Below are 18,691 nucleotides of genomic sequence, written 5' to 3' on the forward strand. Positions count from 1 at the left end.
GGACGTAGGCATCAAGGCAGGCCCCGAAGGCCGCCGCGGCCGGTGTCCAGCTCAGAAGTCACCGAAGGCGTGGCCGGCTGCATCGCCAGCCGTGGCAGCGAAACAATGTCCGGGGACCGGGTCGTCCACCAGAGCACACCGCCGGCGGCGAGCAACACGGCCAGACCGGCCGCGGCGGGCAGCCGGCCGATTCCGGATTCGACGGACTGGAGCTGCCCCGCTTTGCTCAGCGCCCGGGCCTGCTGGAGCAGACGCTCCAGCGGCACCGGCTTGGCTTCGGACAGTCCCCAGTCCACAGGCACGTAAAGGTGCCGCCAGCTCGTCGAGGCGGTGACGGTCTCGACGTGATCGCGCGCCGCGGTCTCGTCGCCGAAGACACGATCACCGTCGGGCAGGATGCCGGACGGTCCGACCACGATGACGATGAAACGGCCATCGGGCAGGCGCCAGGCACCGACCCAGGTGCCATGAATCGAGTCGGCCAGCACGGCCGCCAAGCTCCAGGCGCTCCGCGCCGCGGCACCCGGTGGCAGGGAAACCGTCGGGACGCCGTACTGCCGGGCGCGCTCGCGCAGCACCATGCGCTTGGCTCCCGCTCGCCGCGCCCCGGCCGTCGCGGCGCTTTTCAGCCGCACCGCCATGTCGAGGTGCGAGCGCCAGGCGAGGCCGGCGATGTACAGCCGGCCGTCGATTTCGATCACGCAGGCCGGAGCGGGATCGGCCTTCCGGCCGGACCCGGCCGCATCGGCGTCGGCGACCACAGGCAGCAGGGCGTCGGCCGTCATGGACGCAGGCCCTCGGGCATCTCCGGCAACGCCCATTTGCCGGTCCCGTCGTCGGCGCGCAGGCCGTCGGCAAGCTCAACGGGCGTGATCAGGACGATCACTTGACGGCGTTCGACGCCGCCGGAAATGCCGCCGCCGAGCAGCAGGTTGTAAGGGTTGCCGGTGCCGCGGGCGTCGCTGGTGGTGCGGTTCGACGCGAAGGAGCTGACGACGAGCGTGGCGCCCGACGGCAGGGCGATCTCGTTGCTCGCCTCCGACGCCGAGCCGCGCTCCAGCTGCACCGTGACGCCGCCCGTCTCGAAGGGCTCGAAGATGCTGGGATCGCTCAACGAGATCCCGTACTGCAGCAGGATCTTGCCGTCCTCCTGGATGCGCGGCAGGAAGGTCGCGATGAAGCCGGTTTCGCGCGTGACGGTCCGGATGTCCGTCTCGGCTCCGCCGCCGGAAGTCACCGCCGATCCGGCCGAGCGAACATAGTCGTTGCGCAGGACCACGCGCTTGGTCGCCAGACGGTTGTTCGAGGTGGTGACCGACTCGCCGGAGTCGACGACGGCTCTCTGCGTCCCGGTGAGAGCTTGAACGGCGAGGGAAGAGCCGCGGAAGTTGCTGCCGGCGCTGTCGATGATGCCGATCGTGGCGGAACCGGTGCCCGTCCCCAGCCCCGACGGCGGCCCGGAGAAGCGCAGATTCAGGTCGGCCTGACGGAACAGAAGGTCGAGGTCGAGGCCGTAGGCGTCGCTGTCCTCGAGGCGGACCGACAGCACCTGGACGGTGATGGCGACGGTCCTCGACAGCCGCCGGTTCGTTTCGGCGATGAAGCGGGAGACGGAGCGCATGGCGCCCGGGGTCGCCGTCACCGTCACCGTGCCGGTGGACGGCGAGGTGGCGATCCGGGAGTCGGTGCCGGCGACGGTGGAAAGCGTCTCGCGAAGCTCATCCCAGAACTTGAGCTGCACCGAGCTGGTCGCCTCCTGGGAGAGGCCGGTGCTGGCGCTGCTGCCCGTGTCGCCGCCGGCTTGCCGGTTCTCGCCGCCACCGCCACCGCCGGAGCCGCCGCTCGACACGGTGTAGGTGTTGGTGGTCGGCAGCGCCGCGATCTGGAAGCTGCGCGTGACGTAGCGGAACAGCTCGACGGCGCCGCCCCGGTATTCCCATTCCATGCCGAAGCGGCCGGCCAGCGTGCTCAGAGCCCGCGAGAAGGGCCCCGCCGGAAAGTCGAAGACCATGGTCGGCTGACCGGAGCGCAGCGACGCTCCGGCCCCGGCGGCCGGTGCGGCTGCGACGCCCCCCAACCCGGGCAGCAGGTTGGCGTTGGAGTTGGCGATCAGGGCAGCGATCTCCGCGTTCGGCCCCGGGTTCCCCGAAGGCGTGCCGGCCGCCCCTGGAGCCGGCGTCAGAGCGGCGTCGCGGACACGGACCGGCACGCCGGTTTCCGCGGTGAAGGCGGCGGCCAGTTCGTGGACCGTCATCCCGACCTGGCTGGAGAAGCCGAAGCCGGTGGGGCCTTCCAGACGCGCGGGCAATGGATCGCCGTGGACGGAGGGGGTGAAGATGCTCCCGCCATAGGCGCCCCGGCTTTCGCGCAGGGGGTCCGCGGCGGCCACCCGGGCCGGCCGTTGGGCCACCGCGGTCAGAGCCGCCGCGTCGTGGGCCTGCGCGTTGGCGGTGCGCTTGGCGTCCAGCGCCGTGCATCCGCCGAGCGCGGCCGCGGCGGCGGCGGCGAAGAGACACCCGCCGAGGCGGGCAGCGTGAAAAGGCATGTCAGCCACCGGTGTCGTCGGTTGCGGGGGAGATGACGAGGGTACGGTTTTCCGGGAAGGCCTCCCCGACCGGGCGGACCGGCGCCCGCTGGAAGGCGCGCAAAGCCGCGCGAACGGCGTCGCGCATTTCCTCGTCGGTGAACCGCGCGTCGACTTCCCATTCGTAGAAGCCGTGGATCTTCCACACGAGGCTCCAGCAGGCCTTGGCCGCCCAGCGGCGCAAGGTCGTCTCGAGATGCTCTCCCTGGCGTGCCCACCAGTCGCGGTCGTCGGACGGCACGCAGTCGGCCGGGGGCGTGAGGGGGATGGGGGCCGCGGCGGCCATCGCGGCGGGCGGTGCCAGCCGGACTTTCTTGTCGAGCGCCGCCACCTGCATCGACAGCTGGTCGACCCGCGAGCCGATGGCGGTGGCCGCGGCGAGCACGCTGTCGACCTGGGTCGCCTGGGCGGGGGTGCCGATCCGGCGGTCGAGGCCGTCGGCGGTCTCCGCGATGCGGTCGAGGTCAGGACGCGTGTCGGGGATGGCGGCCAACTGGCCGGAGACGCCGGCCAGGGCCTCCTCGACCCCCGCGACGGACAGGCCGAGACCGGCCATGGACGCGGACAGGGTTCCACCGACCCGCCGAACGTCGCTGCCCACGGCGTCGACGGCGGCGCCGACCCCCGCGACCTCGGCGCTGGTGGAGGACCAGCGGTCGAAGGTGAAGGCCGCTGCGGCGACTCCGAAGCAGGGGATGGCTATCAGCGCCGCCGCCGCGGCGAAGCGGCGGCGGCGGCGCGTCGCCGTCGCCGTCTCGCGCTGCTGCGCCCGGGAGCGCCGTTTGCGTTCGGCGTCGAGACGGCGCCGCCGATCCATGGGATGTTCACCGGCGAACAGGACCGGATCGGCCGCCGGCGAAGCGGCCCGGCGGGCGACCGCCGATCCGATGGGGCGGATCGGCGCCGCCGGGGGGGCCTCGATGATCTCCAGCGGTTCTACGTCGATGACGAGAGGACGCCCGGGCTCCGTCACCTCCACACCGCGCTTCTTCGCGTCCACGAACGCCTCGCACTAAAGTGGTGTCGAGGGTCAGTGTGCCGAGGCGGTGGAGCGGGGTTCGAGCACCCGCGAAAAGATCGTCCGCTTTTTTTAGATCTTGTGGTCGCCGTCAGCGGGCGGCGACGGTGTCCGCATCACCGGAGGCCATGCGGCCGAGCAGGTGCTCGCGCATGCGCGGCGCCCGCCAGCGTTTGGCCGTCGCGTCGGCGATCTCTTCCGCGGTGAGAACGCCACCGTCGACGATCTGGGCGAGGAACGCCTCGCGAAGAGCCGGCGCATCGCCGCCGGCAAGGTCGCAGATCGCCGCGAAGTCCTCGCGATCGGCGGGCGTCGTGCCGATGATCCACACGAGGGCCTTGGCCTGGAGATCGGCCCTGCCCCACTCCAACCCCCTGCCCTTGTTGCGCGCCTGGTTCCGGGGGATTCGGCCGAACGCGTCCTGGACGGCGAGGTCGAGGATGCGCATGGCGAGATGGATCGTGCTGTCGAGGGACGGCGTGGCGCCGCCATCCTCCCAGGCACGGTCGAGGGCCGGCGAGGCGACCGTGTTCTTCGCTGCTCCGGCCATCGGGCCAATGGCGGCGGTGGTCGCCCCGTCAGGCGGGGAATGCTGGGCGGCGAGGGTCATGTCGGCGGGCCTTCGCGACGGTCGAACGGTTGAAATGGACCCGTCCGACTCAGGAGGAGGCGTCCAGGTTTGCCCTCTCAGGCTGCGCAAATTATCGGGCAAACCGCGTCGGAAGAGAACCGTGGCGACGGAAGCGCGTCAGACCTCAGCGGTTAAGAATTAGTTTTACGGTTGTGGAGGCGGGGGTTTTTTGCAAATTAAGCGAGTCGCCGGAGCCATCCCAACGCCACCCCACTACGCTCACCTTTCCGCCGATAGACGGGATTTCTCCCGAGTTTCGATCGATTGTTGCTGGACCCGCGCCATCATGTGTCCCATGTCATGACATGACGTTTCCAAATACAGGATAGCGACATTTTGTCGCACCCCGCTTGGAGTGCTCATCCATGATTTGAAGCTAACCGCCGCACTCGGCGTCACAGCAAACGGCATATCATAGTATGTCGCACTTCCAAAGCGCTGTCTTTTCTCATTCATTGTTTCGCACTTATTCACGCGGAGGAACGACGGCCATCGTCAGAACCTCCGATCAAGCCTTGACGCTCGGCGCGGTCAAGCAACGCTTTGACCGAAGACGCCGACCAAGTCGTGCCGCGGCGCGGCGTGCGGATGCGCATCTCCTCCAGGCGCGCGGCGATCGCGCGCAGGCTGATGGTCGGGTCGGCCCCCTTGATGCCGGCGATGACCAGCAGGAGGTCGTCCTTGGGCGGCTTGCGCGGGGCCGGCGCGATCAGGTCCGGCTCGGCCAGCCCTTCCGCGACGAGGCGGTGGACCGCCCGCGACAGCCGGTCGGCGGTCCAGGGCCGGTCGGGCGAGCCGAGCCGGTCGAGTGCCCTGGCCACCTTGCCCCAGGCGTTGCCCGGGCGCAGGGCACGCACCTTGGGCAGCCACGCGTCCATGGTGGCCAGCAACTCGGCCACATACTGCCGATCGCGGATGGCGGACAACTCGGCGATGGCTTCGGGATCGCGGCGCTTGAGCGCGGGATTGCCCCCCACCCGCCCGCGTGCCTTGGCCGCCCGCAAGCCGGCCTTGGTGCGTTCACGGATCAGCGCGCGCTCCAGCTCGGCGGCGGCGCCCAGCACCTGCAGGGCGAACTTGCCCTGCGGCGTGGAGGTGTCGATCGGGTCGCGCAGCGACTTGAAGTGGGCGCCGACCGCCTCCAGCCGCTCGATCACGTCGAGCAGGTGGGAGAGCGAACGGGCCAGCCGGTCGATGCGCGCTACGACCAGGATGTCACCGCGCTTCACCTGAGCGACAGCCTTGGCGAGTTCCGGACGTGCCCGGCTGGCGCCCGATGCCCTTTCCTCGAAGATCACCGAGCAGCCGGCGGCTTTCAGCTCGTCGAGCTGGCTGAAGGTGGCCTGGTCTTCGGTGGAGACGCGGGCGTAGCCGATGAGGGCCATGGAATCCGTTCATGAAAGCGGAAAAACTGCCCCACTGTACAGTTCAATCCGTTTTGAGAAAACGATCGTTTGGCCGCCTGTACAGTCCGTTTGAACAGGCGGGCGCGGCAGGCGGGAGAGCGAGCAACGCGGCTTCAGCCCTTGCGCAGCTTGGCCAGCAACGCCGCGCGCATCGCGTCGCGATCGGACGCCTGCTCCAGCAGGCGCGCCATCATCAACTCGACGAACGGCAGCGTCGGCTTGGCGATCAGCGCTCTTGCGGCGCCCCCGAGTGCCAAAGAATCGGCTTGCCGATCCCGAAACGCCGCCTGCCGATCCGCATCGTCGAGGTACTGGCGCGGGCGGCCTCCTGGCCTCTTCTTCGGCAACGACGGGTCCATGCGATTTTCCCATCCGAATTACGTTACGTAACGAAACCCTTGCCCCTCAGGCTTGGTATGGAACCGACAGTGTCGGAAGGTATATAGGTTTTTGGTATCATCTTATGCATCCAGATCATTTGTCGCGGCCGTTTTCGTCCCCAATCATTGACTGGTGTCGCTTTCACCTGAGACTTCTCATTGAAAATTTTCAGCATTAAACAGCTTTGGTCGCATAACAAGAATGCAGTTGCGAGCGACGTTGGTGCACAAAGCCCGATCTGGTGGTGGTCGGGAGGGCGAGCGGTTATAGAGGCGGCCCGCTGAAGTCGAGCCGCTGATGCCGTACAAGGCCAAGTCGGCGCGGTGACCTGACGATCTGGGTGACGCCGGAGGCGATCGCCACCTGGACGCCGCCGGCTTCGGGCCGCCGCGGTCGGCGACCGCGCGCTACTCGGACGTGGCGATCAAAGCCGGGCTGATGTTGCGCCTGGCGTTCGGCCGGCCGTGGCGGCAGACCGAGGGTTTGCTGCGTTCGCTCATGCGCCTGCTCGGCCTGAACCTGCCGGTTCCAGATCACACGACCTTCTCCCGGCGCAGCGCCAATCTGGAGGTCGCGTCAGCGCTGGCCAGGACGGACGGGCCGGTCAGCGTGGTGATCGATTCGACCGGGCTGAAGGTGTTCGGCACGGGCGAGTGGCACCTGGAAAAGCATGGTGGCCAAGCGCGCCGGAGCTGGAGAAAGCTCCACTTGGCGGTCGATCCCGATACCGGCGAGATCCTCGCCGCGGAGCTGACGACCACGCAGGACGGCGATGCCTCGTTGGTCGGCCCGCTGCTCGACCAGATCAAGCGCCCAATCGGCACGGTGCTGGCCGACGGGGCGTACGATGGTGAGCCGGTCTACCGCGCCGTCGCCGCCCACACCCCCGACGCCGAGGTGATCATCCCGCCGCGCTCCACCGCGGTGCCGAGCGAGACCGCTACCGGCGCACCCAGCCAACGCGACCGCCACATCCGGAGGATTGCCGAGCGTGGCCGGCAGGGCTGGCAGCGGGACGTCCGCTACGGCCGCCGCTCCTTGGGCGAGGTCGCGATGATGCGCTACAAGCAGCTGATCGGGCGCACCCTGCGTGCCCGGAATCTGCCTGCCCAGCAGGTCGAGGCCGCCTGTGGCTGCAAAGTCATGAACATCATGACCAGCTTGGGAATGCCCGCCTCCCGCAAGGGTGCCTGATCCCCACCGGCCGCGGGTGGACTCCGCTCTCACGCCGAATTGTGCACCAAAGTCCGTTGAGTGCGTATTTAGCGGCATGCGTTGCACCATAAGCCGGAGAACAGGCTGCAGATGCCAGACGGGACATGGATGACTGAGGCCTCACCGAGAGCGGCAAGCTGGTACTGAATGGGGCCAGTGGGGCTTGGCATCAAAAGCCAGTCACTTCTTCGTGCGCCTCCTCGGCAAGCGCGGTGATTTCCTTGGGGTACCAGCCCTGTTCGATCATGCTTCGGATGATGCAGTACGCGCCGCTGCGATCGGGGTCGTCTTTGTAGAGTTCGATGGCGTCGTCGCGGATGGAATTGATCTCCTCTTCCGCGGCGGTGGGCGTCCCCTCCATGTCACGAACCTTCTCCAGCGTCGTCTGCTTGGGGATCGGCTGCTTGTCCGGGCCGATGAAGGTGATCTCGCAGCCGTCTTCCAGATAGAGCGCGCGCTTCAGCTTCTCATCGAGGCGCGACATGCGAACGGGGTCGCCCTCCCGGTCACGGTTGGGTGTCCTCTTGAGCAAAACAGTCGGGTCGTAACGACGGGTGGCGTTCGACTTCACAGCCCGCTCGGCCCCCGGCGTCTTGATCTTGAACGTGAAACCGTTCGGCAGCCGCTGAGCCTCGACAAACTCGTCGATGATGCCCGCCAGCGTTCTCTTGTGGACGCGAACCATCATAAACCCCAGCCGATAGCTATGTATGGGTATTTAGTTATCCATAGGGGTTTTAGCTATGTCAAGGGGTTTTGTGTCGGTGTTCGGATCGAGATCGGGCAGCCGGAAACGGGAAGCTTGAAGCCACCGCCTTGTACCGAAAGGTAAAGGGTGGGGGATCTGAGATGGGCCAGGCGGGAGGAATTCCTCCTGTTCCCCAAATGGTAATGTGTTCAAATCTACATTTAATCATTTGGCCAAATCGCGATATGGCTACATGGAGTCGTATCGGTACGGACCATCGAACAAATCACCGAGGGCTTGGCGGCTCCTGATGGTAAGGCGTCGCTGGTGCTGATGGGCGAAACGGTCATGGGCCAGATGACAGCGCCCACACAGGGCAGCGAGGTTGGACGGGTGGTTGTTCCCTGGATCGTGGTCGAGGTGAGCCGTTGCCAAGATGACCTGGCGCTGAACAATGGACATCTGCTCGATCCAGGAAGGGTTGGCCACGTCTCGTCCCATATCATCCCGCCATCTCGCATCCTCTTCGTCGTACCAGCGTCCGTCACGGAGCTGGCGGACCAGGTGACCGTGGGGGCGTTTGCACTTCTCACAGCGGCCTGCAGCTCGCCCAAACCGGATCTGCTGGCTGAGCTGTGACCAGTCGATCGGATACAGCCACCTCATGGACCGTCGTATCGGCATGGGGAGTTCCTTCAGATACGGATGGTGGCCCCCGACGCAGCGTCAGGGGATCTGACGTGGCTTCAGAGCGGTGGTGATGAGCCAGTCCGGAGCGTCGGCTGGCGGAATGCCATCGACGATCTCGTAGCGCCCACCGGAGGCGTGATGTGATCCTGGTCCGATCAGCCGTCCACGTTCGCCTCGTGCATCAAGGCCGGGTCCAAACACGTTCATCGCCGAGGGTAGGTCAGGAGCGATGGGACCCACACGGTAGTAGAGATGGAGGCCGCCAGAGCCTGAGCGCACGGTGAACGTCGGAGGCAGGGCCCCATGTCGATCCTGGAGCGAGCCGAGCGATGTGAAGCCCGCTGCACCGTCGACGTCGATCACGAACAGCCGAGAGCGCCGGCCTGTGTGGGCCATGCTGTTGGCGTTTGGGTACCGATCCCACCAGGCCCTGATGGCATCCTCCTTGGCGGATCCCGTGAAGATCTCCTCGTAGAGCATCGCGTGCTTGCCTGGGCGATGACAGGCTGGGTTCCGGCAGGCGCATTGGCCGGTCGTTGTGATTCCAAAGGCCGGCGCGACCTCGATGCCGAAGGAAGCCAGCATCAAGGCTCCCTCGAGCGCCGCGTTCAAAACGGGATCTCCTCCGGGAGGTCGTCGTCTTCCTCATCCAGACCCAACCGCCCATGTCGTACCGGCTCCGTGGGAATTTCGATCCCATTCTGCAGATACGTCAGCCCGTCATTCGGAGCCAAAAGCGGCGGTTCTTTACCGGGATCAGGAGAAAGGGCGAGAACGGTTTGCTTTGCCGGAGTCAGAGCGAGTTGGAGGACACGGATGCTTGTGTAGTGAACGGCGATGTTATAGTAGACGCGCTCTTCATCACATTCCCAGAAGAGATAGCTTCCGGCCAGAAGGCTAAAACCTTCGTGCTGCAGAGCGTCAATCCAGGTCTTCAACTCCTCACGGGCTGCCAGAATGTCCAACTGTGAGGACAGCTTTCCATCGGCGTGTGTGGCGTCCAACTCCCGAATGCTTTCGATCCTGCCTTCCAAGATCCGCAGCTTGGCGATCTGGTCCTGGTTCGGGTTGATGGACAAGTGCCACCGGACAGAGCCTGCCTGGCGGATCTCATCAAAGAGGTCATCCGCGGGAAGGGCTCGGAGAGTCAAGGCGGCTTCGCCGCGAATGGGGGCCATCGAGTTTACGCGGCTTTCAACGAGGCGGCCCCAGGGCACGCCCAGTTCACGTGCCACGTTACGGACGGACTCCTCGCGCACAGGAGCTGTGGCGAGCTCCATGGTACGCAGCGTTTTCGGATCGATGCCCGCTCTGTTGGCGAGATCGAGCTGCTTCATGCCCCTCTCAAGGCGCAGCCGCCTCACCTCTCCAAGGATCACGGAAACCATTGCCATAGCGAGGCTCCAGTTTGTTCTGGCCCCATCTGACCATGGATGGTTGAAACGGACTAGGGAATGCGTAGGGAAATCGACAGGAATTTCGGCGAAAGGATCGGGAATTGAGCGGGTAAGATAACTGCTCAAATTCCCTACGGCCTGTCGATACCTGGGAATGGTTGGTGGTACGGATAGGGCGGGCAGCCGACTCTCAGGGATTTTTCATTAAAAAATTTCGGGGTCAAACAACCTCGCTCGCGGGACCCAAAGCGGTTAGGGCGTCCGGCAAGTCTAATAAAATCAACGGGTCGACATCCAGGAAAGTCGACGCCGGCGGCCAGCGGGTTGGCTTCGCCGGTGCGCCGCTCCACCACGCGGCGCACTGCCGCCGGACTCATCCGTTCGCCGGCACCACTGGCGATGAGCAATCCAGGTCGGCTTGCTGTCTTAAGAACGGCTCGTCACGAATCACCTCATGGCGAGCCGCCGACACCTTGATCTTTCCTCTTACGGCTGGAGCAACACCCGAGCCCTCGGGTCGGCGTCGAACTCGGCGAGGTCGAACTCCCGCTGCAGCGGTGGAAACTCCCGCCAGACCTGTACCTTGGTCGGGCGGGCGAACAGATGCCACGTCTCGAGCCGCCTCGGGTTGGGCTCGGAAAAGGCCAAAGGCGTCAGGACCGCCAAACAGCGACCGTCCGGATCGCGCGCTGATTGGTACCGGATGACCTCGATCCCGGTCTCCCGAGACCGGTCGGCCAGTTCCTGACACGCAGCGTAATCGGTGGGATGTGTCCAGTCCGCGGCGGCAGAAAGCGGCGGCTCCGTCAGGTCAATGGACCGCTCGGTCACGCACATCACCGAGAAGGCCCGATGCTCGACGGGCCGGGCCGGCAGCACCATGCCCGGGGCTTCGCGGAAAAAGAGCATCCGGTAGAAGGCCAGCTCGGTCATCGCCGTCATGATCTGTTCGGCGGCATAGAACACCCCCGGATAGGCGTTCGCCCGGCGAAAGCGCGAAGCGTTCGGATAGGGCGTGTAACGGAACGGTGTCGCCAGAAGGAAGTGGAGACCAGCACACTCCGCCGGCAGCGATGGCTTGACCTCCTCGATCAGCTCCTCCAGCAGGGCCTGATCGTCGAGATCCTCGGTCAAACGCATGGTCGAGGCTTTGTTCTGGCTCTCGACCACGCGCCAGATCTCGCCGCTATACGGCTCAGCCTCAAACGATTGCACGGCGGCTGTCCAGATAGGTGACGCTGCTGACCAGGCCGGTGACCGTCTGGACAAGATCAATCGGCCGACCGTTCAAAGCCCGGTTTTCCGTCTGCATCCACGACTGCGAGGCGGCGTCATCGCTTCCGACGATCGCATCCAGGCTCCGGAACAGCCGCAGGAACAGCTGCGCCAGTTCGAACGGCTTCGAGCCGTCGGCCAACAGGTAGGCGCCAGTCTTCATCCGGGACACGGTCGGCACCGACACGCCCAGCATCTCCGCCACCGCGGCGTTCGGCATGGCAAGGTGCTCGGCCGCCCGCACCGTCGCCGTCGTCAGAACCTGCTGGCGCCGGGTGGCGCGATCGGGATCAGCTTGCCTCTTGGTGTTTGGCATTGTTCGTCTCCTGAAAAAAAACGACTGCCGTTTATCTGTAGATCAAGTTAGGCTTCAGGATGCCCTTGGTCAAGACTGTACACCGCAGCATGTTTCGAGATCGGTTAGGCTGGCGGGACATCTCAGCCTTGCGACAGATCGTTCGGAGGGTCATCAGCACCTGCGCTTTCACCAGGACGGGCCAGGGCGCTGCGCACGGCGTTGCGCCCGGCCAGCCGCTCGGTGCGGATATAGTCGATCACCGTCCGCGGCTCGGCGTGGCGGGTCGTCATCAGGATGTCGATGATGTCCTTGCCCTCAATGGCCGCGGTGGTGACAAAGCCGGCACGCAGGCTGTGCCCGGCATAGCGGGCCGGGTCGAGGCGTTGGCGTCGGGTGTCCTGGGATCGCACTCGTGCTCGGCGGCGAACGCCACGATCCGAGCCGGAGTCCAGGGAGCGGCTTCGCCGAAACACATTCGCCTCACGGATGTAGTGTCGGGTCATCTCTGCGCTGTGGTGTCCGAGCTGGGCCTGGATTGCCCGCTCGTCGCCGTCGTTTCCGGCGACCGTGGTAGCGTGGCCACTGCGTAGGCTGTGCCCGGAAAGCTTGGTCGGCTATCAAGTGACATTCGGGAGCAGCCGTTGTCCTCAGGCATCCCTATGAGGCTACTTCAGTTACATAATTTCCTAAAAGTCCCTTACGTTCAGGAAAAATGCCGGATTGTTGCGGCTCATCGGTTGTCTTTCTTGACCTCAGAAAGGCAACTACGTAGCTTTCCATTACCCAAATCGGTGGAGGCATCGCATGGACGGCGACAAGATCCGCGCACTGCGGGAATTGCGTGGATTGACCCAAGCGGATTTAGCGACCGCGCTGAACGACATGACCGGGCGAAAACTGGACAAATCCAAGGTTTCGAAGTGGGAAAGTGGTAAGGAGAAGGTTCCGGCTGACGTTGCAGGCCTTTTACTGATGCTGACGTTGCAGCGGACGGAGGACACTGCTTCCCGCCGATGCGTGACGGTGTCACTGGCCATCCAAAAGGGCGGCACGGCTAAGACCGCGACAAGTCTGTGTCTATCCTACGTTCTGGCTCGCGCAGGTTACCGGACGCTGCTGGTCGATGGCGACAGCCAAGCAAACGCGACTGTTCAGGCAGGCGTACCCGTTGGAGAAACGGTGGAACTGACCAAGTCCGGGCGCACCCTATATCATGCCTTGACCGGGAAAACACCGGTCGACTCCTGCATCCTGCGGACGGCCTATCCGAATCTGCACCTTCTGCCTTCCAGCATTGCGCTTGCCGTCGCTGAAAAGGAGATGACGCAGGACCAGATCAGCCCAAGCGGCTTCATGCGCCAGATGATCGGGCAAATCCGGAACCAGTATGACTTCGTCGTGATCGACTGTGCCCCTGCCCTATCGGCGTTGACCATGAACGCGCTTGTCGCGTCGGACTATGTCTTGATCCCGTGCCAGACGGAGGCACCGGCAATCCTCGGACTCGATCACCTGAACAACACCCTGCGTGAAGTGCAGCAACGGGCGAACCCCCGTCTGCGCATCCTCGGCATCGTACCAACGATGTACAATGCGCGGCTCAGCCAGGATCGTGCGTCTCTGGACGACATACAACAGGTCTGGGGCTCGTCGATGCATGTGTTCGATCCCATTCCGCGGGCAACCATTTACTCTCAAGCCGCGGCCAGTCAACGCATTACGGTTGAGGCCGATCCAGGGGCACCCGGGATCGTAACTTTCGTAGAGATCGCCCGGCAGCTGATCGACGCAACAGCGAACACAGCGGAGAGCGTCCATGCCGCCTAAGCTTCAGCGCACGACCCGCACACAGATGATGGCCGGTCCGGCAGGCCGTGAAGCCATTCCTGAAGTCAGCGCGAGTTTGCACGGCCTCTCCGGCGTTCTCCCCCGACTGGTCGAAGCGGACCTGGACAGCATCACCGCCAATCCGGACCAGCCGAGAACAGTTTTCGACGAGGAAGCACTTGGCCTTCTGGCAGAGTCCATAAAACGGTACGGCCTCCAGCAACCAATTCTGGTCCGGGAGACGGAGGAAGTTGGTCATTACCGTTTGGTGGCCGGCGAGCGGCGTTTGCGCGCTCATCGCATGCTGGGGCGGTCCACCATTCCGGCAATTATCACCAAGGGGAAACCGGAAGAACTCGCGCTTATTGAGAATGTGCAGCGCGTCGATTTGGACGCCGTCGACCTCGCCCGAGGCCTGAAAGCGCTAATCGATACCCAGGGCTTTTCGCAGGTGGAAGCTGGTGCTGTGGTCGGCTTATCCGATAGCGAAACCTCGCGGCGATTGAGCATTCTCACATTACCCTCCGATATCCTTGCCGAATATCAGGCTGCTCCTGACACAGTGAGCAAATCTGCGCTGTATGAGCTCGCCGCAGTTGAGGGTGAAAATGCCCAGCGGGCTCTTTGGAACCAAGCCAGAGGTGGCATGACGGTGCGGGAGATGCGGGCGGCTAAGCCGCGGACCCGCCAAAATCTGGAGCCGTTGCGCGTGTTAGGCACCAGCCTGAACCGAATTGGGAAGGATATCGGAGCCGTCCGTGCGGTTCGTTCAGCCATGGTTGCCGAGCATCGTGAACGCCTCCATCAGCTTCGCCAGGAGATCGACGACCTTCTTAGTGAATGAAGCGGCTTGCGACGTCGGGAGCATCCCTGGGTAGCCGTCTAATCTCTGGCGCAACCCAAAGGTGCTCCCGACGTCGCAAGTCTATGGAGTAGAGCGCCGGTGCTCGAACCGCCCTCCCCTTCTATGCTGGTATTGCGCTGACCACGCGGGGCCTCCGCCGTGGAGGACACGGTGGGAGAAAGGCAGCATGTTCGACCGGTATCGTGGGACGAGGCGGCGCACTGATCCCCTGAGCGGTCTGAACGACCAGCAGCGCGAGGCGGCCACGGCGTTGGACGGCGCGTTACTGGTGCTCGCCGGAGCCGGCACCGGCAAAACGAAAACCCTGACCGCCCGCATCGCCCATCTGATCGCGCAGCGGCGCGCACGCCCCTATCAGGTCCTGGCGCTGACCTTCACCAACGACGCCGCGGAAGTCATGAAGGACAGGCTGTCGGAGATGATCGGCGAGGAACGCGCGAGCCAGATCTGGGTCGGCACCTTTCATTCCATCGCCCGCCGCCTGCTGGCCGAGCGCCCCTGGCTCGCCGGCCTCGCCAAAGGGTTCGAGATCGCCGACGCCGCACAGTCGCGCAGGGCCGTCCGCATTGCGATGGAAGACGCCGGCATCGAGGGTCACGACGACCGCGACGCCGTGCACGCCGCCGCGGCCGCCATCGCCACCATGAAGGACGAAGGAATCACGCCCGACGAGGCGTCCGTCGCCGGATGGATCGGCGCGAAGTTCGGGGGAGACGAGGTTCCGGAGGATGTCGCCACGGCCGCCCGGGTGTACGCGGCGTACCAGGCGATCCTGCGCGAGGACAATCTCGCGGACTTCGGCGACCTTCTGCTGTGGGTGGTCAAGGCGCTGGAGGGCGATGAAAGCTACCGGCGCGACATTGCCGGCCGCTTCCGGTTCATCCACATCGACGAGTACCAGGACACCAACGTCCAGCAGGCGCTGTTCGTTCATCTGCTCGGGCGGGATCACCGCAACGTCTGCGCCGTCGGCGACGATTCCCAGTCGCTGTACGCGTGGCGCGGGGCCGACGTCGGCAACATCCTGGGCTTTCCCGATCAATGGGCGCCCTGCCGCATGGTGCGGCTGGAGATCAACTACCGCTCGACACCGGTCATCCTCGCCTGCGCCAACGCCGTGATCGCCAACAACAAGCGCCGCTTCGCCAAGACCTTGCGGCCGGACCCCACCCGCCGCCATGGCGGCCCCCCGGTTCGTGTGGTCGGCGCCGAGTCCCTCGAGGACGCCGCGGACTGGCTTGCCGACGACATCCGCCTGAGGCGGGCCGAGTGCGACGACGAACCCGGAACGCTGGTGCTGTACCGGGCGAACTGGTTGAGCCGGGTCGTCGAGGAGGCCTTGATCGATGCGGACCTCCCCTACACCGTCGTCGGGGATGTCGGGTTTTGGGGCCGTCTCGAGGTCCGCGACGCCCTCGCCTATCTGGCGCTCGCCGTGAATCCCGCCGACGCGGACGCCTGGGAGCGCATCGCGAATTTTCCGCCCCGCGGACTCGGAGACGTCGCCATGGAGCGCATTCGCGCCGCAGCCGGCGCCGGCGATCTGGTGGAGGCTGGGCGTCGCCTTGCCGACGCCGGGATGCTGCGGGGCGTCCAGGCGTCCGGCGCCCGCGCCCTCGCCGACGCCATGGCCGGGTGGCGGGACACGGCCTCCTCCGGCGGCTTCGCCGACCGCCTTCAAGGCCTTCTCGACGCCGTCGGCTACGAGGAACACTGGCGGGCCGCCGACGATCCGCGCGCGGACGAGCGCCTCGACAACGTGGCGGAACTGCTGCAGGTGGCCAGGGAGGTCGGCAGTGCCGCCGCGCTGCACGACCGGGCGGAACGGGCGGCCCAGGCCGAACGCGACGACGCGCCGGTGCGGCTGATGACCGTGCACGCCGCCAAGGGGCTCGAAGACGACGAGGCCTATCTCTTCGGTGTCGACGAGGGCATCTTTCCGTCGGTCCACGCCGTCCGCGCCGAAATGCACGATGGCGGCCGCGGCATCGAGGAGGAACGGAACGGCATGTATGTCGGCATGACCCGTCCGCACGAACGCCTGACGGTCGTCCACACCTCGACGGCCCCGAGCCGCTTCATCGACGAGATCCCCGAACAGGAGACGCTCCGCATCGAGGGACGGAGCTGGAGTCGGATGCGCCGGCGACGCCCGTCGGCCGACGCGCTCGCCGCGGCCGGGACCCTGGCCCGGACCCGGCGCCGGAGCATTCCAGCGGCAGCGCTGAATGACGCGGCGTTGCTCGCCGCCTGGACCTGCGAGGCGAATTCGGCGGCACCGGCAGAGCCCTGACGACCTCCCGGCCGGGGCTCATCGGTGCATCGAAGGACGTGCTCCGAGACGGGACGCCTGGAGTGTTGTCGCGCGACGGCGCGTTGACGCACGACCGTGCCCGGTCTATATAAGTGGGGACCTCTGATTTCATGGAAACATGAACGGAAGTCTCCAGCTCAAGGCGCGCCGAGGCCTCGGTCAACTACGCCCGGCGCGCCGCCTGCTGACCTCCCCACCGTCAGTTCGACAGGCGCTTCAGCCCTGCCCGGTCCAGTGCCGCGGCGATGAGATCGTCGGGCGACCGTGGATGCGGGCCGATCGCCGCCATAAGCGATATCCGATCCCCGGCGGCGAGAGTGCAGACCTGCACGGATTTGCTGTCCCAGCGGCGCTCGGTCTCCTCGTCCGGCACGATCGTGCCTTCCGCCATCAGCACGATGGCTTGGCAGGAGGTGAGGCGGTTGGCGGTTTCCGGGGAACCGTCGATCGTCTTCAAAAGCTGCTTGAGCAGAATGTCGACTCCGAGGACGGGCGAGAGGCATGCGACGTCCGCCGCTCCCGTCCACCGGTCGCCGCGATCGATCCACGGACCAGGCCGCGTCCAGGCCAGAATGACGGCGATGCCCGATCCCCCGAGCGCGACGAAGCCGCGGTTCGATCCGTCGTAGCTGTTGAGTTCCCACACCGCGGTGTTGCAGGCCTGCAGCCCTTCCAGAAAGGGCTCCATCCATTCCGGATCATCGCAGGGAACGTCGGTGGCCAAGGCTGGCCGCTTGCCCTGCGCCTCGCAGATCCGGTCATGCTCCATCTGGGCGGCGGCCGATACGGCGACCACGGCGGTCATGGTCGCCTGGAGTTCGGGATCGACCCGAGCGATGGCGTCCCGCAGCTCGTCACGGCGCCGTTCGTCCGGGACCAGATCGAGGATCGCCGCCAGCTCGGCCACCGACAAGGGAGCCTCGAGATCGGGCGGCCGGTACTCGTCCGCGGGTGCGGGCGGCGGAGCCGGTGGCCGTGGTGCTGCTGGAGACCGTTGCGGAGCGCCGTGGGACGCCGGATGGGCCGGGACGGAGGCCATCGCCGGCGCCGGCGGCAGAGGCGGCATCACCTTGTCCTCGCTCCGGACAGCCTGGACCGGCGGAGCGGGCAGGGCGGTCCCGAGACCGGCGAAGGGGGAGGGGAGGCCGTCGTCCGCCGGCGCCGGAGCTTCGTCGGCGTGATGCCGCCGGGCCCGCCGGTCGAGCCAGTGATCCAGCAAACGCGCGAAGACGGTCGGCAAGGGCAGGGCGACAAGGGTCGCCCAACACCACAGCAGAAGGGCAGGCCAGCTCAGCAGGAACAGGATCTGCGCCGGGGTGTGGAAACGGGCACCGGCGAGGAAGGCGGCCCACACATAGGCATAGTGGCCGGTGTTCAGGACGTCGAAGCCGCAGCCGATCCACAGCGCCGTTTTGAACGGCCATACCGTCAGCACGAGCCAGAGGAACCAGCCGACCAGGCGCGAGCTTCCGGTCACGGAGCGACACCGCAGGACGCCCGGGCGAGAGCCCGAAGCTCGTCCGGGCCATGCAGATGGAAGGCGGCCCGAAGGACGCTGTGGTCACCCTCGGGATCGAGACGCCAACCGTGCCGCGCCAAAGCGAACAGGCAGCTGCGATCGCCGGCGAGGAGCGCCAGGGCCTGCAGCGACGGCCGGTCCGGCATCGGCGGGTTGACGATGCGGGGAATTCCGGCGGCCGCCGAGCGCCATGCCGCAGACGAGATCCGGCCACCGTCCGGCAGTGTTCCCGATGGGCCACCGGGCTGTCCCGCCAGAAGACCGTCGAGGTCACGGGCCGCGCCCGCGAGAATGCAGGCGACGACCTGCCTACGGATCTGCCGCCGCCGGCTCCACATCAGCACCCAGAGCACACCGGTCAGCAGCGTTGCCACCGTGAGACGGCGTTCCGGCATTCGCTGTCCCTTTCCGCAGGCTCGAAACCGAAGTTCAAGGAACGGTACGATCGACCGTTTCCACAAGTCGAGCACCTGCACGATGGCCGAGCGGAAGACCAATGCTCCCTTCCTCATTCTGCCCCTGCTGGCCTTCGCCGCCGGCCTGATCCTGCTCAACGGGGTCCTGGAGCCATCCTGGATGGCAT

The 18,691-nt window shown here is 66.0% G+C and carries 18 protein-coding genes and 2 pseudogenes; 5 read left to right on the forward strand and 15 right to left on the reverse strand.

The annotated features are described in order from the left end of the window. Positions 1-11: 11 nt before the first annotated feature. The 6 genes from pilO2 to ACWPN5_RS29255 form a co-directional block, all read right to left on the reverse strand. Positions 12-785 carry a type 4b pilus protein PilO2 gene (pilO2, locus tag ACWPN5_RS29230; RefSeq protein WP_492298962.1) on the reverse strand — a complete coding sequence of 258 codons (774 nt, stop codon included), beginning with the start codon at positions 783-785 and terminating at the stop codon, positions 12-14. Next, positions 782-2,545: a secretin N-terminal domain-containing protein gene (locus tag ACWPN5_RS29235; RefSeq protein WP_492298964.1), complete on the reverse strand. Its 1,764-nt coding sequence runs from the start codon at positions 2,543-2,545 to the stop codon at positions 782-784. The genes pilO2 and ACWPN5_RS29235 overlap by 4 nt, the downstream gene beginning before the upstream one ends. 1 nt (position 2,546) lies before the next feature. Further along, positions 2,547-3,584 (reverse strand): TcpQ domain-containing protein, encoded by a 1,038-nt coding sequence (locus ACWPN5_RS29240; protein ID WP_492298965.1) that lies wholly within the window; start codon positions 3,582-3,584, stop codon positions 2,547-2,549. A gap of 109 nt (positions 3,585-3,693) precedes the next feature. After that, positions 3,694-4,212, reverse strand: a complete 519-nt coding sequence (locus tag ACWPN5_RS29245; RefSeq protein WP_492298967.1) for a hypothetical protein — start codon at positions 4,210-4,212, stop codon at positions 3,694-3,696. 491 nt (positions 4,213-4,703) lie between these two features. Next, positions 4,704-5,618, reverse strand: a complete 915-nt coding sequence (locus tag ACWPN5_RS29250; protein ID WP_492298969.1) for a recombinase family protein — start codon at positions 5,616-5,618, stop codon at positions 4,704-4,706. Positions 5,619-5,752: 134 nt separating this feature from the next. After that, positions 5,753-5,998, reverse strand: a complete 246-nt coding sequence (locus tag ACWPN5_RS29255) for a hypothetical protein (RefSeq protein ID WP_492298970.1) — start codon at positions 5,996-5,998, stop codon at positions 5,753-5,755. 350 nt (positions 5,999-6,348) lie between these two features. Between ACWPN5_RS29255 and ACWPN5_RS29260 the strand changes: the two are divergent. After that, a pseudogene (locus ACWPN5_RS29260) lies at positions 6,349-7,214 on the forward strand (IS5 family transposase). 190 nt (positions 7,215-7,404) lie between these two features. Here ACWPN5_RS29260 and ACWPN5_RS29265 read toward each other — a convergent pair. Beyond that, positions 7,405-7,923, reverse strand: coding sequence for a hypothetical protein (locus ACWPN5_RS29265; protein ID WP_492298972.1), 519 nt, complete (start codon positions 7,921-7,923; stop codon positions 7,405-7,407). A 327-nt stretch (positions 7,924-8,250) separates the two neighbouring features. On the opposite strand from ACWPN5_RS29265, the gene ACWPN5_RS29270 reads away from it, so the two are divergent. Next, a complete protein-coding gene (locus ACWPN5_RS29270) occupies positions 8,251-8,562 on the forward strand; it encodes a hypothetical protein (RefSeq protein ID WP_492298974.1) in 312 nt (103 codons plus the stop codon). An 87-nt stretch (positions 8,563-8,649) separates the two neighbouring features. On the opposite strand, the gene ACWPN5_RS29275 is transcribed toward ACWPN5_RS29270, so the two are convergent. From ACWPN5_RS29275 to ACWPN5_RS29300, 6 genes and pseudogenes are all read right to left on the reverse strand, one after another. Next, entirely contained in the window at positions 8,650-9,198 is a 549-nt protein-coding gene (locus ACWPN5_RS29275) for a bifunctional DNA primase/polymerase (RefSeq protein ID WP_492298976.1), read from the reverse strand. Between the two features lie 23 nt (positions 9,199-9,221). After that, entirely contained in the window at positions 9,222-10,007 is a 786-nt protein-coding gene (locus ACWPN5_RS29280; RefSeq protein ID WP_492298977.1) for a helix-turn-helix domain-containing protein, read from the reverse strand. Between the two features lie 489 nt (positions 10,008-10,496). Then, complete coding sequence (locus ACWPN5_RS29285; RefSeq protein WP_492298979.1) at positions 10,497-11,225, reverse strand: RES family NAD+ phosphorylase; 729 nt, start codon at positions 11,223-11,225, stop codon at positions 10,497-10,499. Next, the gene (locus ACWPN5_RS29290; RefSeq protein WP_492298981.1) at positions 11,212-11,601 is read right to left on the reverse strand and encodes an antitoxin Xre/MbcA/ParS toxin-binding domain-containing protein; all 390 of its coding nucleotides are present in this window, start codon (positions 11,599-11,601) and stop codon (positions 11,212-11,214) included. The genes ACWPN5_RS29285 and ACWPN5_RS29290 overlap by 14 nt, the downstream gene beginning before the upstream one ends. Positions 11,602-11,723: 122 nt before the next feature. Beyond that, positions 11,724-11,993: a hypothetical protein gene (locus tag ACWPN5_RS29295; protein WP_492298983.1), complete on the reverse strand. Its 270-nt coding sequence runs from the start codon at positions 11,991-11,993 to the stop codon at positions 11,724-11,726. A gap of 78 nt (positions 11,994-12,071) precedes the next feature. After that, positions 12,072-12,179: pseudogene (locus tag ACWPN5_RS29300) on the reverse strand (tyrosine-type recombinase/integrase); the annotation flags it as partial. A 208-nt stretch (positions 12,180-12,387) separates the two neighbouring features. Here ACWPN5_RS29300 and ACWPN5_RS29305 point away from each other — a divergent pair. The 3 genes from ACWPN5_RS29305 to ACWPN5_RS29315 all read left to right on the forward strand — a co-directional run bounded on the left by ACWPN5_RS29305 (position 12,388) and on the right by ACWPN5_RS29315 (position 16,568). Beyond that, positions 12,388-13,410: an AAA family ATPase gene (locus ACWPN5_RS29305; protein WP_200486909.1), complete on the forward strand. Its 1,023-nt coding sequence runs from the start codon at positions 12,388-12,390 to the stop codon at positions 13,408-13,410. Beyond that, positions 13,400-14,254 carry a ParB/RepB/Spo0J family partition protein gene (locus ACWPN5_RS29310; protein WP_200486908.1) on the forward strand — a complete coding sequence of 285 codons (855 nt, stop codon included), beginning with the start codon at positions 13,400-13,402 and terminating at the stop codon, positions 14,252-14,254. Before ACWPN5_RS29305 ends, ACWPN5_RS29310 begins: the two co-directional genes overlap by 11 nt. A 187-nt stretch (positions 14,255-14,441) precedes the next feature. Further along, a complete protein-coding gene (locus tag ACWPN5_RS29315) occupies positions 14,442-16,568 on the forward strand; it encodes an ATP-dependent helicase (protein WP_492298985.1) in 2,127 nt (708 codons plus the stop codon). A gap of 220 nt (positions 16,569-16,788) precedes the next feature. Here ACWPN5_RS29315 and ACWPN5_RS29320 read toward each other — a convergent pair whose 3' ends face one another. Both ACWPN5_RS29320 and ACWPN5_RS29325 read right to left on the reverse strand, forming a co-directional pair. Continuing rightward, a complete protein-coding gene (locus ACWPN5_RS29320; protein ID WP_114859530.1) occupies positions 16,789-18,066 on the reverse strand; it encodes a hypothetical protein in 1,278 nt (425 codons plus the stop codon). Next, positions 18,063-18,503: a hypothetical protein gene (locus ACWPN5_RS29325; RefSeq protein WP_492298987.1), complete on the reverse strand. Its 441-nt coding sequence runs from the start codon at positions 18,501-18,503 to the stop codon at positions 18,063-18,065. Before ACWPN5_RS29325 ends, ACWPN5_RS29320 begins: the two co-directional genes overlap by 4 nt. Between the last annotated feature and the right edge of the window lie 188 nt (positions 18,504-18,691).

This window comes from Azospirillum sp. UENF 211521, from assembly GCF_058780535.1.

What these genes read in the sequence shown, in the direction of transcription:
- pilO2 (WP_492298962.1), bottom strand. Translation starts at nt 785, where the DNA reads ATGACGGCCGACGCCCTGCTGCCTGTGGTCGCCGACGCCGATGCGGCC.
- ACWPN5_RS29235 (WP_492298964.1), bottom strand. Translation starts at nt 2,545, where the DNA reads ATGCCTTTTCACGCTGCCCGCCTCGGCGGGTGTCTCTTCGCCGCCGCC.
- ACWPN5_RS29245 (WP_492298967.1), bottom strand. Translation starts at nt 4,212, where the DNA reads ATGACCCTCGCCGCCCAGCATTCCCCGCCTGACGGGGCGACCACCGCC.
- ACWPN5_RS29250 (WP_492298969.1), bottom strand. Translation starts at nt 5,618, where the DNA reads ATGGCCCTCATCGGCTACGCCCGCGTCTCCACCGAAGACCAGGCCACC.
- ACWPN5_RS29255 (WP_492298970.1), bottom strand. Translation starts at nt 5,998, where the DNA reads ATGGACCCGTCGTTGCCGAAGAAGAGGCCAGGAGGCCGCCCGCGCCAG.
- ACWPN5_RS29265 (WP_492298972.1), bottom strand. Translation starts at nt 7,923, where the DNA reads ATGATGGTTCGCGTCCACAAGAGAACGCTGGCGGGCATCATCGACGAG.
- ACWPN5_RS29275 (WP_492298976.1), bottom strand. Translation starts at nt 9,198, where the DNA reads ATGCTGGCTTCCTTCGGCATCGAGGTCGCGCCGGCCTTTGGAATCACA.
- ACWPN5_RS29280 (WP_492298977.1), bottom strand. Translation starts at nt 10,007, where the DNA reads ATGGCAATGGTTTCCGTGATCCTTGGAGAGGTGAGGCGGCTGCGCCTT.
- ACWPN5_RS29290 (WP_492298981.1), bottom strand. Translation starts at nt 11,601, where the DNA reads ATGCCAAACACCAAGAGGCAAGCTGATCCCGATCGCGCCACCCGGCGC.
- ACWPN5_RS29305 (WP_200486909.1), top strand. Translation starts at nt 12,388, where the DNA reads ATGGACGGCGACAAGATCCGCGCACTGCGGGAATTGCGTGGATTGACC.
- ACWPN5_RS29310 (WP_200486908.1), top strand. Translation starts at nt 13,400, where the DNA reads ATGCCGCCTAAGCTTCAGCGCACGACCCGCACACAGATGATGGCCGGT.
- ACWPN5_RS29315 (WP_492298985.1), top strand. Translation starts at nt 14,442, where the DNA reads ATGTTCGACCGGTATCGTGGGACGAGGCGGCGCACTGATCCCCTGAGC.
- ACWPN5_RS29325 (WP_492298987.1), bottom strand. Translation starts at nt 18,503, where the DNA reads ATGCCGGAACGCCGTCTCACGGTGGCAACGCTGCTGACCGGTGTGCTC.